Below are 15125 nucleotides of genomic sequence, written 5' to 3'. Positions count from 1 at the left end.
ATGAGATGCACCTTGTACCGCTCGCCCGGCCGACCTGCTCGCGCTGAGCGAGGACTGCTCGTCGCGGCTGGCTATTCGGTTGCTTGCGAGCTGGTGATCGGCAGGGGCGCTATCACAACAGGCTTTCGGCATATTCGGGTGAAGGATGTCCGATGACCTGCGCCGCCCTCGGTCATTGGGGCACGTCCCGGAAGATCTGCTCCATCCACGCCATGAAGAGTGTGTAGTCGACCCCGTCGGACAGCCACGCCCGTGTGCCGGGGCCTTCGCGCATACGGCCGTCACGCCGCAGTTCGAACTCACCCACGCCTCGGCACGAACCCCTGCCCCAGCACGAGGCTCGCGGCGACGGCGTCGTGGAGCTTGCTCGAATCGTAGAAGCGACCGAAGAACTGGTCGTAATGCTGCCGCAGCAGCTGCGCCGACGCTCCCGGCAACGAGTCCAGCAGCCGATACAGCGGCGAGGACGCAGATACCGCGATCTCGTCGACGGTGTATGGTCCGACAGCACCAATGCGACATGCTCGGTCTCTGCCAGAACCGTCTGCACCGAAGCCGGGTTCATCCGCCAGTTATGTCCGGCCCGTTCAGGATTCCGGTAGTTGAGTGCGCCGCCCATCGCCGTGACGCGCAGCAGGCGTTCGGAGTCCAGCGGCGCGGACCGATGGGCGTCGGTGACCAGCAATCGCGCGATATCGGTCAGCGGCCCCAGACTGAGGCAGCGCACCGATTTCGAACCGGCCTCGCACAGTTCGCTCATGACGTCGTAAAGGTCGCCGGGCGGGACCTCGATATCAGCAGGGACCAGGCCATCAGCGGCCCAATATCCCGACGCGCCGAGCGAGAGCCCCGCGACCACGCGAACATCACTGCGGGCCAGTACGTCCAGCAGATGACGAGCCGACCGTGCACGCCGGTGATCCGGGTACTCGTCGACGGTGTCCACCAGAGCCAGCTGCGGGTCGGTGATCGCCATCAACACCAGCGCTGCGGCGTCGTCGACGTCACCACCGATATCGGTGAACACCACACTCGGCGTGTCCAGGGACGCAGGTAGTGGCGGCCAGGTGGGGTTACACGTCATGGGTGAGCGCTTCGATCACCTCGGCGTAGGCCGGGAAGTCACCGACAATGGTGGCGGCGGTCGGCACGGGCCCGCGCCACCGGCGCCGCGATACTCCAGCGGTCGGCAACGCAAGCTCGGCTCCTGGCCCGACCATGACGATCGACCTGGTCTTGGCACGCCTGGCCAACGCGAGCAGGTCGTCTCCGGAGGCCGGCGGGCGCGTGAGCAGCACCCACACCCCGGGGCCGGAGCGGTGGACCAGGGTGACGATCGGCAGATACCCGTGCATCCGCCCCGCCGCGACCTCCGCGAGATCTTCTGGGGCCATGATCGCCCGCACCCTGTGGGTACGGATCGTCAGGGCGCGAGTACGCGGCTCGTAGAAGCAACCACCGAACAACCCCTCATACAGGCATCTCTCGTACTCCCGCGTCGTTCGAAAACCACTGGGAGAAGGCTGCACCGGCAGAGTGCTCGGGTCGGTGAGAACGGTAGACATGATGAGGTCCTCGATCCGGAAGTATGGCGAATGAGAGACGCGTCGCGGGGTTCCGCGCGCATAGACGAGGGCACGAATTTCTAGACGGCCGGAGGAGGGCAGGACTTCGAACCTGTTCGATCAACCGGATCACATCCGATTACTGTCCGGGACAAGGCGATTAGCCTCGATCAGCCGCTGTTTCGCCTGTTGCTTGACCGGACAGATCGACAACGCACAGTCGATATGCACCTGCATAATCGCGTGCGCGAAATCCACAGTCATCACCGGAACGCGCTCGTGATTCATCACCCCGTACATTTCATCTCCTCTGGGCGGCTATCAGCCAACATTCGAATCCACAGCGCGCGGCCGAGGGGTTTGGTGGGCGAAGTTCCATGCCGCTAAGCCCTGTTGCGTTGCGCGTTGCCATACTTCGAGTCAAGCCCGGGAACCACTGATACTCAACGGCGCGGAAATACGTCGGATACAGCGCGCTAATGCGGCCTCGAATACGGCGCGTAAGTACCAGGGCGCCACCGGTGCGGAATCCCTGGGAGCAGAAACTCTCTACTGGTACGGATGCCAAACGGCTGCGGCGTCACCGGAGCGGAGCGAGGCCAGCCGGTGCGCTTGTTCGGCTGCGATACCGGGGCGCTGCCCGAGGTCCGGCAGGACGCTGGTGACCATGATCAGCTCGCGAATTCTGGCCAGGACAGGCCATTCCGGGAGGTCGCGAACATCGACGCCGTATTCCGCTGCAAAATCCCGGTAGAAGTTGGCACGATTGAAGCGCGTGGCTCCGACTGCCTGCGGCACCAGATCCCATGCCATTGGCCCGACCGCCGACTCATCGAGGTCACAAAGCACTATCCGGTCGCGGTGGTCTATCAGTAGATTGCCGACGTGTGGGTCACCATGGAGGAGGACGAAGGGCATCGAGAACTCAGCGGTCCGATAATTCTGCTCGACTTCCAGCCATGCATCTTGAAGCCACTGGAGGTCGTCCGCCGAAAGTCCATCGTCGGCTGCGGCCAGGCGATGTCGCGCAGTCTCGAACGGATCCCAGTGAGGTAGGTCGGCGTCGTCGGTGGGGAGGAGATGGAGGGCGCGCAGCGGGTGGGCGAGGTCGGAGGCGGTCCACCGCTCACGATGATGGGCTTTGTGCCAGAACGTTATTGTGAAGTCGCCGATGAACACTGGCTGCTGCGCGTCGACCAGGCGGATCGTCGGTGCGTCATGTCGTGTCAACCAGTTGGCGGTCTCGATCAGCCGCGTCCCACGGTAATGACCGACATCACCGGAGCCGACTCTGACGACGATCGGCGCGCCAAGGGCGTAGACGGCATTAACGGTGTATTTGATCAGCTCGGCCCCGGAGGGATCGACGTCTATGTGATTACATGCCTCGACTACCGCAGCGTGCAGTTCCGCAGCACGGTCCGGCGATATGCTCGTCGCCACCCCGTCATCTTAAGTTCCGAACCCGGAGCGTGACAGCACGGGCTAGAACAACGTTTTCGGCGCAGGCGGGGCGAGTTGCCTTATCTGGTGCACAATTTCGCTGACGTGGGACTTCTTCCGGAACGGATCAGCCGCACCGGCCATAGAGCTAAGACGAGAGAGGGCTCGAGCGCTGATCACCTCCTGGGTGAGGTCCAGCGCGGCGCCTGCGGCGGCAACCGCTGAATCAGTGTCTCCCAGTCGGAACCGGCAAGCCGCGATAGTTGTCTGGTCGAAGAGCACGCTTCGGGTAGGACGAGCGCTCGTAGACCTAGACAGCGATTCCACTGCCCGATCCAAGGCCAGCGCAGTGTACTGCTCGCGCAAGTTCCGGTCGGCTGTCAAGGCGAACTCGTTGTAGATCACAGACGTCAGCCCGGCATGTTCGCCGGCCGCGAAGAAGACCTCGGTCCACGGATCTGGATCGGCGTTCACGCGGGAGATCTCGTGTTCGGCACGACCGAGAGCGTCGTGCATTTGCCGACGATTGCCCATCATTGCGTGGGCCCACGCCTCGTTCGAATATAAGCGGGCCGACTCGCCGATGTTGGAGGCGTCTTGGGCGCTCATTTGTCCGAGTTGGAACATTCGAAGTGCCTCACGTGGCTGGCATTCGATCAGACTGATGCGGCCGAGTACGTACAGGATGGATGCGGCCAGACTGTCAGCACCCGCGCTACGTGCGTAGGTCAACGCCAACGTCAGATAGCTTCGTGCACGAGCCTGGTCGCCGGTGTCGTAGTACGCCCAGCCGGTCAACCGGGAGAGATCGGCCAGCGCAACCGACATCGCCGTCGTCGTTTCATGATCACCACACCGGTGCAATAGCTCGCTGCTCCACCGCAACAGACCTGTTGCTGAATCAAGCACAGCGAATCCGCCATGCCGTTGGTCGAGCCCGCGCAATCCAGCCGTCACCTCACGGACGCATTGCACATCGGCCGGACCTGCCCGCCCGGGGGTCGGGCCGGGCTGAGGATAAAACGATGGAAGCCAAGGCGCGAGTTCGGCGACAGATCCGGCGGTCGCCGCAGCAGCTACGGCGGCGAGAAATCTGCGACGCTCCACGACTCCGGTCGTAGCACCTGCGACCTGCGAGGAATACGGCGAGACGTCGCTGGGAGGCAGGGCTCGGTCGTCGGCAGCCGGGGCATTCGGAACGGGGCCACCGATCCGTTGCAGGGCCAGAACGTACTCGGCGTCCGGCCGTCGGATGACCTCGCGTTCCCAACGGGACACATGCTGCTGATCGCAGGATAGTTTTAGGCCCAAGGCAGCGCCTGCTTCGTTAAGCGTCTCGGCAAACTGCTGTTGGTTCAACCCAAGCCCACGACGAAAAGCACGGAGGGCGCCCGCCCAACCATGGCCGGCTACGGCGTTCGGTGCCGTGGTCATTCATTACTTCCCATCACTTATGTGACCAGAGGCGGTTGATCGGGGCATGCACGGAGAGCCAGTGCGTGAACTGTACGGAGTCGCTCGCGAAGATCTGTGTCGGTGACTGCGGCGAGCGCGTGCTGATGGTCCGCAGCGGTCGATGCCAGCTTTCGACGGTGCTGGGCGAGGTAAGTCGCCAGGACCTGGGGGACTCGACGGACCGCGCGGGCGGCGAACAACATGGTGAGAGGAAATGCCCAGCAGGAGTGGAGGAATCCAAAAGTGGGCCTGCGCGTGTTCTTCCAGGGAGAATTCCACGTTTTTCCGTCATCGAGCTCGACGTCGGCCGCAGCGAGGGCGGTGTTGAGCCAATTGTGGGCTGCTTCGTGGATCAGGTCACGCGCGAGGATCGTCGGATCGCCGACGTGGTCGAGGAACACCGTGCCGGGTAGCCGTGTGATGGCCCAGCTGTTGAGGGGCTCACCGAGTTTTCGCTCGATGAGCAGGCAGACGATCGGCGCGTGATCGGCGATCAGATCGCCGAACCCGTATTCGGCCCCGATGTCGAAGGCTGCGGCAACCAGCTCGGTTGCCAAGGGCGGCGCGGGCTCAGTGTTAGGGCCGAGCAAGTGGTAGGGCGTATCGGCAATGGGGGACTGACGCAGTGTCCGAGGATCGGGACATTGCACGATCGTGGGGCCGATAGGAGTCGTGGTGAACCAGTGAGGGGGAAAGGTTCTCGAATGGGTGCGGTACCAGCTCAAGGTGTCTCGATCACCGCTGCGAGCGGCTAGTTCCGCCCCTTCGAGGTAATGGTGGGCCAGCGCGTAGTCCATTGCACTAGGACTCGTTTCACACCCATTAGGCAACTCATCGCCGGACAGGACCGTGTAGATCGAGCGTGTCCGATGCCGGTAGAGGTCGGTCGTCCGGTGGAATCGAAATAATCCGGTGAGTGGGTCCACAACGGCGCCTTTCGTGCGTTTGACGGTAGGGCTGAGGTGGGCTGCGACGGCATCGGCACAGCCCACGCTGGCGACTACAGGTCGGAGCTCGGCCAGCCCGCAGCGATGATGCTCGACGTGTGTGCTGTCGTGCGGACAGCACCCTCGTCGTCGCGCAACTTCTCGACCGCGGCAAGGAAGTCGGTGATCTCTTCGGTTGTGCCGATCATCATGGAAACCCTTCTCGTGTAATTACGTTCGCTATTCATCTCGAATCTGATGTGTGCGTGGTGTGGTTGCGTTCCCTCCTGTCGAGTGATTCATGGAGTGGCGGTCGCACCCTCGAGGAAACTCGTGTGCAACTCCGTCATAGTGGGGCGAGCATCGGGATTGTTGGCCAGTGCAGCGGTGATGTGATCAGTCACCGTGGTGGGTAGGCCGTCGAGATGTCGTGGCCCGTCGAGTCGTGGTAGGTCAGCGAAGAGGATCCGATAGGCGAGCACGGCGAGGCTGTATACGTCCGCTCCTGGGGTCGCCTCGGCATAGGAGTGGGCGTATTCGGGTGGCCAGTGGACTTCTGGTCCGCGGCGGCGTGGACCGCGGGCCTCGCCGATCCGGCAGGCGGCTCCAAGGTCGGTGATCACTCCGCGCCCGTTTTTCAGGAGTACGTTCTCCTGGTAGAGGTCACGGTGCACGATGCCCCGTCGGTGCAGCTCGTCCAGGCCGGCGGCGACATCGGCAAGGATCGTCATGCTCGCTCCGAGTCCGGCGGGTGAGGCGTTTTGGGTGGTGAAGGCGCGTAGGTTGCCGTCTGGGTAGTGCGGCATGGTGTACCAGTCGAATCCGCCGCACTCGCCTTCGTCGATGAGGTAAACAACTCGGGTGGCTCCGCGACAGTCGCGGGCCAACTCGCGTTCGTGGCGGAAGTCCTCGCGTGAAAGAACTCGCTCGGCTGGCGTCATTTGCTGGTACCAATAGAATCCGTATGCCGCCGGTCGGTCCTGCTCGTCCATTTCGGCCAGCACATGGTTACTGCCGAACCCGGCCTTGATCACGACCGGCTCGTTGTCATCCTGGGACGCGAGAATCAAAGTGCTGGAACGGGTGAATGCCAGAAGTTCGATGATTCTCCAGCCGGAGTCAGCGAGTCCGTCCGTCACTGAGGTGGCCGGGTGCAGCGGATGCAGATTCACTGGGTGCCTACCTTTTCGAGTTCATCGAGAAGCTGCCGCGCCAGCTGCTCCGTGTCTTCGAAGGTGTTGAGGGGTTGTCGGAGGAGCGGTCTTCCAGTGCCGTGTGGCCAGAGGTCAGCGCATCGCTGGTAGAGCTCATGCAATCGGGTCGCTGTGCCGGAGTCGTCGCCGACGCGCTGCGCAGTTGGGCGGGCCGCGAGACGGGCTGCGCAAACCTCCACAGGGGTGGTCACCAGCACGGTCAAGTCGGGAAGTGCGTTGGTGACGCGAACCAACGGTTCGAGGTGACGTGCGACTGTGCCGGGGTAGTTAAGTCCGAGCAGGCATGCCGATGACAGGATTAGCCGATCGGCGAGGACGTGTCCATCGCGAGCTGCCGCTGCGATGTTGTGGTGCGCGTGCAGGGTGAGGTCGTCGAGCACGGCAGCCACTGCATCCAGCTCGTCGACAATCGCCCTGCCGGTGCGCATCGCGACCAAGGTGCGGGTCGCAGCTGGCGAAAGCCAGGAGAACTGGCCGATATGGCGGACCGGGATGCCGGAGTGTTCGGCCAGGTGGAGAATCCGGTCGCGCAGGGTGGTCTTGCCCGATCCTGCGATGCCTTCAAGAGCGATCAACATGTGCGCGTAGTCCCTCGGCCGGTCAATGTTTGTCGGCGAAGAGCCAGGAGATGAATTTGCGCGCGCGACCCACCTGGACCGGGGTGGTGCCGTGTGCGAGTTGTGATCCGTACAGCAGCGCTGTGCCCGGTGCGGGGGCGGCACTCCAGCGTGTGCGCGCCGTGGCGGCGAACCAGGGCGAGGAGTTGTCAGCACCGTCGCGTGCGAAGGCCATCCCAGGGTCGTAGCCGGGTACTTGGCCGACACCACCGGACTTCCACAGTTGTTCGGCCGAGGTGGTCTCGACAAAGAAATCCCCTCCCTGACAACGTGTCCCGATGACGACGCTGATCCCTGCGATCTGGCGAGGCCAGTCATGCGGGTCCGGAGCTATGCCGTCCAAGTGCGGGGTGATGTGCTGGCCAGGACCGTATTCCACGTAGGTCCACGGGCGACACGAACTCACCGAGGGCAGCGACCGCTGCAGAGCGCGTCGGGAGCGGGTAAACGCTTGTTGGAGAATGTCTTCCGCGGCGCCGGGGATGTTGGTGATCTCAACTCGACCGGCGGGCTCGTAGGTTGCCATCGCAACGGCGGTGTCGTGGCCGGGGATTTCGTGGATGGAGGTGGTGCGACGCTGGTCGTAGGTGCTGCGGATATCTTCGCCATCGATGTCACGCAGGAACTGGTCCATACAGCCTTCTAGAATGGCGATCTCGGAGGCACTGAGGAACTCCTCGATGCTGCCCACCGTCAATGTCTCGTTGAACCCGATCGGACGGCGCCCGGTCATGTTTTTCTCCCTTGGCAAAGACGCTCGGCTATGTCATCGAGTCGAGTGCAGTGGTTGAGCCAGCTGACCACTGGGTCCGGGCAGGTCGGATCTCGCCACAATCGGGCCAGCTCAAACGTCAGTGGAAACCTGTCGGGCGGTGGTGTGCTCGTGGTGTCGACGTTCGACCGAACGGCGCATTGGAGGCCGTGCTGATGCGCGAACGCCCTGACCATCAGCTCGGCGATGGCGGTCGACCACCGCCGCCGCGTATCGTCGGGCACAGGCAGGTCGCCCCCAAAGGCGCGTTGTTCAGTGGTGGCCCAGCAGTCGACGATGACCACGGCGCAAGATCGAATACGGCATGCCGGACAACACCTTTGGCTGTCTTCGCACCAAGTCGTCCAGGCGCCGAGATCTGCGGCTATCTGTATCAGCGCCGTCCAAGGTGTCGTGTTCGTGTAGAGCCTCGAGACGTGGGTAGCACCCAGGTCGATGTGGCGACAGCAGAGGCTCCGCTGCGCCTGCATCGTGTGTCGCGGCTGCCAAGATGGCTCGATGAACAGGACGTGAAAGTAGACCAGTCTTCCCAGTAGCTGGTTGACCGCGAGGGTGTCAGACGTGTTGTTCATCGTGCCTACCCGATGTATAAGGCTCAGAACACCCGCACGTAGTTCTCCCGGCGGGACTCGGCGCATCGAACTGCCCCGCGAGGATGGCCGTGGCGGTGTCGAGGTCGGCGAAATAGGCTTCCCAGGCCTGTTTTTCGGGACATTCAAATCGCAGGTCAAGGACGGGGAATCGGCTACCCGTAGTAGAGCAGGTCAGCTCCGCACGGCCGACGACGATCCGGATCGACGGAGGTAATTCGGCTTCCACTGCGGCGACAAGCCGGCACAGCGCGGCGGCAGTGGAGGCGTACTCGCGGCGGTCGCGGGGCAAAATTCCCACGCGTCGTTCGACCGGTGCCAATTCCAAGCCGCCGTAGTGGTGGCCTTGGCAGCTGTCATATGTCACCAATCCCCACTCGCGCGTGATCGGGTCGACCAGAGGCCAGACGCCCGGTTCGATCGCATCCCGCCACAACGGGTGTAGCGGGTCGAGGTCGTCGGCCTCGTGAATGCCTGGCCGGCCGAGGGTGTTTATATTGCCGTGGTCGCTGACCTCGAGCCGGACCGAACCCCTAGCAGCTTCCGGGTCTCGCCAGCGACGCATGAACCCTGGCACATCTGCCATCAAATTCGGCTGGTGCGGGCGGGCTTTGACGCGATGGCACCAGACTGCAGAGGGAATCTCTGGTTGGATGGTGAGCGCGGCGAGCCCATCGATCAACCGGGACCGATAGCGGCAGTAGTCGTCGTCGGATCCGGCAGCCTGTGCCGCGCGCAGCCGGGTGGCGATACAGCCCCCGCCGCAGGTGTCGCGGTAGCGGCACGCCGCACATTTTGCCGCCAAGGACCGGCCCTCGGCCAGCAGCGGTAGCCGGTATTGTGCCTCAGCGATCCCATTCGCGTCGCTCAGTTCACTTAGGTGGCCGAGTTGCGCTGCGGGCCAGGGCAGTTCGTCGCAGCTGCCGAACCTGCTGTCCGGGTAGAGGGTGAACACGTGGTCGCATTTGAGGTTGGAGAAGTGACAGAACCCGACCTCCAAACCCTTAAGGGCCCGGATCGTGGATACGACCGGCTCCAGCTTGATCCGGGAGAACAAGCCAGCCGTAACCCAATGAACGGCCGCGGCCAGAACGAACTGTGCGTACTCGTCGCCGGTGATAGACCAGGCTGGACTGCCTCCGCTCAATGCGTCGCGTTGTAACAGGCGCGAAGCTGAGACTCGCGAGGTGCTTGCCGCAGTCGGCGCTATCACGCTCGAGTCGAAGCAGGGGACGAGGCTGATCGCGTTGACGGCGGCGAATCCGGCAAGGTGATCGAGCACCTCTGCGGCCCGCCCAAGTACCCGCGGGGTAACCACCGTGATGATTCCAGTCCTGCGGCCCCGACGTTCGAGCAGTCTCAGGGACTGCGCGACCTTGGTGTAGGTTTCGCGACCGTCATAGCCAACACGCCACGAGTTGCCTTCTGGATCGCCATCGAGCGAGATGCCGATATGCAGATCCGGGTAGACCTCGTCGAAGAGGTCCAACCACTCACCGTCCAAGCGGATCCCGTTGGTTTGCATCGTCACCCGCGTCACCGACTCCTGCGCGGCCAGCGCAGCGAGGATCTCGCGCATCTGGCGTTTCCCTACTGTGAGCGGTTCACCGCCATGCAACTCGATCGCCACCGGCCGGTCGCCGAACAGCTCGGCGAGGCGACCGATGTCATCCGCGCCGATCCTCGCCCCGCCGGGAGCTTCCTTGCGTTTCTCATAACAGAAGACGCAGTCGATATCGCAGGTCTCCCCACGAAGTTTCAAGATCACCGACACCGCGGCCGTATCCTCGGTATCAGGCAACGTCAGGTACACCCGACGTGACAGATCAGCAGCAGGTGTTGCGGCCTCCATGGAGAACCCCTCCTATCGAACCGGTCTCACCAGCTCAGTCGTAAAGTCGGCCCAGCAGCGCACCTTGGCCGGATTGAAGGATGTGGGCGGCCTCCAACGGAATCCAGAAGCACTCGAAGCGGGTCGGCTCCCCCTGGCCGTCGTGGTCTTCCTGACTGGCCCACCGCTCCGGCGCAGGTTCGCACAGCTCCAGTTCGAACACGTGACGCTGTTGCACCTCCCACCGATACGGCGAGATGTCGTAACTGAATTCGCCCAACTTACGGACGACCTTGAACTCGTTCAGCCCCGTCTCCTCGCGCGCCTCCCTCAGCGCTGCGTCCTGCGGGGACTCTCCGGGACGGATACTTCCGGCCGGGACCTGGATACCGACCTGCTCATACGAATAATCGGTGTGGCGGAATACCAGCAGTTTGTCGTCGCGTACGACGTAGACCAGCACCTTCTCCTTGACGACCTTCTGAGGCATTAGGCGCGACCCTTCCTGGGATTTATCGAATCCAAACCGCGTGAAGCGAATGAGTTGCCGGTACTGGGGAACCCACAAACGATGGATAGAGCGGGTGCCGGCGAGGCAGTCTAACCTCCAGCCGAACGCGGAAGTTGCAGCCGTAGGTACATCGTCATTCCATCAAACGCTCTGTGTTCCAACCAGTTTCGTTATCCGTCAGCTGATTCGGTAAAAATTCCATCGCAGCATCGCGCGCTAACAACCCAACCCACCTTCCTTCAGGACGACCTGTGTCCCACCGTCATTCGCGCCACCTTGGGCATCTAGCTCCGAACGGTCGAACACACCGGCCGTTCGAAGCGACCAGATTTACGCTGTCACGCTGCGCCAACCACGGACACCCGGTGCTGCCCTAGTCTTGCCCTAGGCTCACGGCCGATTGGCTAGTGTTGGGCCAGCGCAGCGAACACGGGATGGGGGTTGATCCGCTCATGGGTTCGGTCGTGGCCCGGTGGACCGGGCGAGAGGCACGGGCTCTCCGTGAGGCGAAGCGTATGAGCGTTCGAGAGTTCGCTGCCCACCTCGGAGTCAACGACGCAGCCGTCTCGAATTGGGAACAGCGAGGCATCGCGGCGCGACTGCGCTACGAGACGCAGCAAATCCTCGATAGCGACCTCACGCGGTCCGGCGCCGAGGTCAGCGACCGATTCGAACTCATCCTGCGGTCTGACCCATCGCATGCGAAGGCCCGAACCGACGGACCACAAGCGAACCTTGCCAGCGCGTCTGGATCGCGGACCATGGTCCTACTCGACACCGTCGGCCCAAGCCTCGCAGATGTGGATTACCGGCCAGATCAGACGGCGGTCCACCGTTTCCAACAGTTCCTCGACTCGCCGGCCAGAACCTTCGTCCTCGCTGGGCGCGCTGGCACGGGAAAGACCCGGCTCACACGGCACCTGGCCCAACAATGGGCGACCCGAGTGGACTTCCAACTCCACTCCTGCGCGAACTGGATCTCAACCAGCACCGACGTAGCGACCGAGATACTCAGGTACGCATCTCTGCCCAGCGGCAACGACGCATTACTCAGTGTGGAGCAAGCCTCGAATCTGCTGAATCGACCGCTGGTCGTCATCATCGACGACGTCGACACGGACGATCGGCTTGCCCTCGTCGGTCGACAGGTCGACAGCATCCTGCGGCAAGCGAACTCGAAGGATCTCCGCTTCATCCTCGCTGTGCGCACCCCACCGGAACTCGACCTTTCGGCTTACCCCGTCCTCGCTGCCACCGCCTACGCACCGCCCGGCACCACACATACTGAGTCGTGCTCGTTGTCGGCGTGGACGCGCACCGAAGCTCGCGAGATCTGGGAGGCGCATCGCAACAGTAGCCGCGCTCCGTTCACTGCTCTACCGGAATCCCTGCAATCGCTTGCCACACTTCCTCTGTACATGCAGATGCTCTGTAGCGCAGACGGTTCCGACGCCCGAAGTCTTCAAGAGAATGGCGCTTTCCATCTCGTCGACCGTTGTGTACGAACACTTCTAGCGCGCGGTGGCCCGTCGACCGACATGGTGATAGGGCAGATGGCACAGCTCGCCTCTACGTTGATGCCCGATGTCATTCCCTCATTCCTGACCAAGGCAGAGTCAGAATCATGGGCCGATTCCGTCAGCAATGCCGCGCTGGCCGCAGGGCTGATCATCGAGCAGACATCCGGAGACGGAATTCGGTTCAGTCACGACGTCTTTCGTGAGTACTTCCTGGCTATCCGGATTGTCGAGGAGATGACGATCCGGGGCCGGTCCATGGCAACGGTCAGCGCGTTCAATGAACTCGCCGCCTTCGCTTCCCGTGCTGCAACGGTGCACGGGGTTTTCGATTTTGCCGTGTGCGCCCTCAGTACCTCCGCGCCGAGCCTGATCGACATGATCGCTCTGGCGCCGTCGACCAGCACGGATACCGCACTGCCCATGCTGATCGAAACAGCCGCGGTTCAAGGCATAACCCTGTCCGTCGAGGTCCTACGATCGTGCGCGAACCGCTGTACCCAGACTTCTGGTCGCCAACTCGCCCGCGCGCTACTCGCGACTCCGGCTCTGCCGGACAGCCTGGCTGAGCATTACGCACCCTGGGTGGTCAAGCAACTGCGGATCCATGGTTCACAGATTTGGGCCGATATCGCGGGCCACATCGAACACGCTTTTGACGTCCGAGTTAGCACACGCGTCCTCGACGGCATAGATCTCGACAACACGGCCGAAGCCGTCTTTGTCGCCCGCTACTTCGACCTTTTCACCGCATACGACCACAATGGGGGAGACTTGCTCGCGCAGCTGCTGCTGCATCTCGATTGGCGAGTGCGCGCCGGACTCGCCGACGCATTGCTCGAACGTCGCACAATTGCGCGGCAGCATACCGACAGGATCGTCCACCACCTCGTCCGCGACGACGACTACAAGGTCCGCGCAGCAATAGCTCGCGTCGTCGGAACACTCGATCACGCAGCAGGGCTCAGTTGTCTCGAAACACTGCTCAGTGACCGCAACTGGCACGTCCGTGAACTCGCGCTTCAGGGAGTTCTCCCCGGCGGGCCTGCACCACTTCCAGACCTCATGGTCGCTGACTCAGTGATCGCCACCGTCGCAGCAGACACCACCTGGGCTGCGCCACCGGCCTCGACAGCGAAACTCCTGACGAGAATCCGTCTGCTGAGTTCGGACAGCTGCCTCGAACCGTCCCCGGCGATGGACGAAGCTTTGTTCGGATTGCTTCGTGAAGTGCAAACCGGCTGGGTCCAACTACCAGCCGAACTCGAAAAATCTATTGTCGCACTGGCCGAATCGTCGCAACGCTGGCTCACCGCCAGAGAAGCGCGAGCAACTCGCGGACGGAACGAACGCTCACCTGCTGTAGTCAGCATCCGCGAACGCTATCGGCGGACTCGCGGCCAGCGATCGCTCCAAATTGCCCTCGATGTTCATTCGCTTGATCGTGCCGTCGACATCGCTACAGCGGCGGTCGACGCCGGAGCCGACTTCATCGAAGTCGGCGACCCGTTGATCAAACGCTCGGGCGTGGAAGCCATCGCCACGATCAAGCGCACAGCACCACAGGCAGCAGTCGTCGCCGAAATGATGTCCGCCGACTGGGGGCGCGACCAAGTCGAACTCGCCGCAGAAGCTGGCGCGGACATCGTGGCCCTCATCGGGCCGGCGTCCATCGCAAGCGTTTCCGCCGCCGTAGCCGCTGGACGTCGGCTCGGAGTAGCGCTCGTCCTTGATACCCAGCGTTCGCATGTCGATGCCACATGGCTCCGTGATATGGAACGCACCGGGATCGATGGCTTCGTCGTCACCACCAACATCGATCTCGGTGTTGGAAGCAACCACCCCCTCGACACAGCCCGAACAATTCGCAGCCGCAGCCAACTTCCCGTCGCCGTCTCCGGCGGATTCAGCGCCACCGACGACGAACTCACCAGCAGCCCCGACTGGGATATCGCGATCATCGGCCGAAGTATCGCCGATGCAGTCGCCCCGGCCGACCTCACATATCAACTGACCAGCATCGTACGAAAGATTCACACGCAGGAGCGTCCATGAACGTCACTTCCCTCAGCGTCGAGTACATCAACGAAGTTCACGACCTCATGGAACTCGGCGAACCCTTCATTCGCGCCCGCGGGATGTCCGACTACTGGCTGTACGCCGAACTGTTCTCCTCAACCTGCCCCATCATGATCGACGAAACCAACACCCTCACCGGCGTGGTGATCGCGTTCCGCAGCCAGGACAACCCAGCAGAGGTGTATATCCAAGACGTCATGATCCATCCGGACCATCGGCAGCAAGGCATCGCTCGCGCGTTGCTGAAAAGCGTGCACGCTCAAGCCGAAAAATGGGGTTGCGAACGGATTTACCTGACATCTGAACCGGGAAATCGAGCGGCGCACGCTACTTGGATCACCCTCGGCTATGTCAACGTCCCCGGCGACCACGAGATCGACGGTGTTTCGGTCACCACCGATTACAAGGGGCCGGGTCGTAGCCGCGCGGTCTACGAATTCAACGTGGGCTAAAGCCGTCAGACCGCAGGTCACAGGCAACCCTCGGGTCGCCGTTGCATTGTTGTGGGCCACTAGGTGTACTGACCTGAGAGGTTAGGAACGCGGCTGGCTGGTGGGTGTCCACCGAGTGCTGTGTGGCCGCGGTGGTGATTGTAGGTGTGGAGC

At 62.7% G+C, this 15125-nt stretch carries 15 protein-coding genes; 2 read left to right on the top strand and 13 right to left on the bottom strand.

All coding sequences use genetic code 11. The features are described 5' to 3' along the window. Nucleotides 1–172: 172 nt before the first annotated feature. The 13 genes from ACWDSJ_RS35575 to ACWDSJ_RS35515 form a co-directional block, all read right to left on the bottom strand. The gene (locus ACWDSJ_RS35575; RefSeq protein ID WP_064909903.1) at nt 173–1030 is read right to left on the bottom strand and encodes a nucleoside hydrolase; all 858 of its coding nucleotides are present in this window, start codon (nt 1028–1030) and stop codon (nt 173–175) included. A 43-nt stretch (nt 1031–1073) separates the two neighbouring features. Beyond that, nucleotides 1074–1394 carry a hypothetical protein gene (locus ACWDSJ_RS35570; RefSeq protein WP_143860470.1) on the bottom strand — a complete coding sequence of 107 codons (321 nt, stop codon included), beginning with the start codon at nt 1392–1394 and terminating at the stop codon, nt 1074–1076. A gap of 300 nt (nt 1395–1694) precedes the next feature. Beyond that, nucleotides 1695–1865, bottom strand: a complete 171-nt coding sequence (locus tag ACWDSJ_RS35565; protein WP_181064885.1) for a hypothetical protein — start codon at nt 1863–1865, stop codon at nt 1695–1697. 249 nt (nt 1866–2114) lie between these two features. Continuing rightward, entirely contained in the window at nt 2115–3008 is an 894-nt protein-coding gene (locus ACWDSJ_RS35560) for an aminoglycoside phosphotransferase family protein (protein ID WP_082976728.1), read from the bottom strand. 42 nt (nt 3009–3050) lie between these two features. After that, nucleotides 3051–4442: a helix-turn-helix domain-containing protein gene (locus ACWDSJ_RS35555; protein ID WP_143860473.1), complete on the bottom strand. Its 1392-nt coding sequence runs from the start codon at nt 4440–4442 to the stop codon at nt 3051–3053. Between the two features lie 17 nt (nt 4443–4459). Beyond that, complete coding sequence (locus ACWDSJ_RS35550; protein WP_143860475.1) at nt 4460–5260, bottom strand: aKG-HExxH-type peptide beta-hydroxylase; 801 nt, start codon at nt 5258–5260, stop codon at nt 4460–4462. A gap of 203 nt (nt 5261–5463) precedes the next feature. Further along, nucleotides 5464–5601: a hypothetical protein gene (locus ACWDSJ_RS35545; RefSeq protein ID WP_156769660.1), complete on the bottom strand. Its 138-nt coding sequence runs from the start codon at nt 5599–5601 to the stop codon at nt 5464–5466. Between the two features lie 87 nt (nt 5602–5688). Continuing rightward, entirely contained in the window at nt 5689–6561 is an 873-nt protein-coding gene (locus ACWDSJ_RS35540; protein ID WP_064909899.1) for a protein kinase domain-containing protein, read from the bottom strand. Beyond that, entirely contained in the window at nt 6558–7181 is a 624-nt protein-coding gene (locus ACWDSJ_RS35535) for a nucleoside/nucleotide kinase family protein (protein WP_064909898.1), read from the bottom strand. Before ACWDSJ_RS35535 ends, ACWDSJ_RS35540 begins: the two co-directional genes overlap by 4 nt. A 22-nt stretch (nt 7182–7203) precedes the next feature. Continuing rightward, nucleotides 7204–7953 carry a hypothetical protein gene (locus ACWDSJ_RS35530; RefSeq protein WP_064909897.1) on the bottom strand — a complete coding sequence of 250 codons (750 nt, stop codon included), beginning with the start codon at nt 7951–7953 and terminating at the stop codon, nt 7204–7206. Continuing rightward, nucleotides 7950–8564, bottom strand: a complete 615-nt coding sequence (locus ACWDSJ_RS35525) for a hypothetical protein (RefSeq protein ID WP_143860477.1) — start codon at nt 8562–8564, stop codon at nt 7950–7952. Before ACWDSJ_RS35525 ends, ACWDSJ_RS35530 begins: the two co-directional genes overlap by 4 nt. After that, nucleotides 8548–10434 carry a radical SAM/SPASM domain-containing protein gene (locus ACWDSJ_RS35520; RefSeq protein WP_064909896.1) on the bottom strand — a complete coding sequence of 629 codons (1887 nt, stop codon included), beginning with the start codon at nt 10432–10434 and terminating at the stop codon, nt 8548–8550. Before ACWDSJ_RS35520 ends, ACWDSJ_RS35525 begins: the two co-directional genes overlap by 17 nt. A 34-nt stretch (nt 10435–10468) precedes the next feature. Further along, the gene (locus ACWDSJ_RS35515) at nt 10469–10903 is read right to left on the bottom strand and encodes an NUDIX hydrolase (protein WP_064909895.1); all 435 of its coding nucleotides are present in this window, start codon (nt 10901–10903) and stop codon (nt 10469–10471) included. Nucleotides 10904–11439: 536 nt separating this feature from the next. On the opposite strand from ACWDSJ_RS35515, the gene ACWDSJ_RS35510 reads away from it, so the two are divergent. Next, a complete protein-coding gene (locus tag ACWDSJ_RS35510) occupies nt 11440–14496 on the top strand; it encodes an orotidine 5'-phosphate decarboxylase / HUMPS family protein (protein ID WP_064909926.1) in 3057 nt (1018 codons plus the stop codon). Beyond that, nucleotides 14493–14972: a GNAT family N-acetyltransferase gene (locus ACWDSJ_RS35505; RefSeq protein WP_064909894.1), complete on the top strand. Its 480-nt coding sequence runs from the start codon at nt 14493–14495 to the stop codon at nt 14970–14972. The genes ACWDSJ_RS35510 and ACWDSJ_RS35505 overlap by 4 nt, the downstream gene beginning before the upstream one ends. Nucleotides 14973–15125 lie beyond the last annotated feature (153 nt).

This window comes from Nocardia sp. NPDC003482, assembly GCF_053588115.1.
This window is presented reverse-complemented; position numbering and strand designations above follow the sequence as displayed.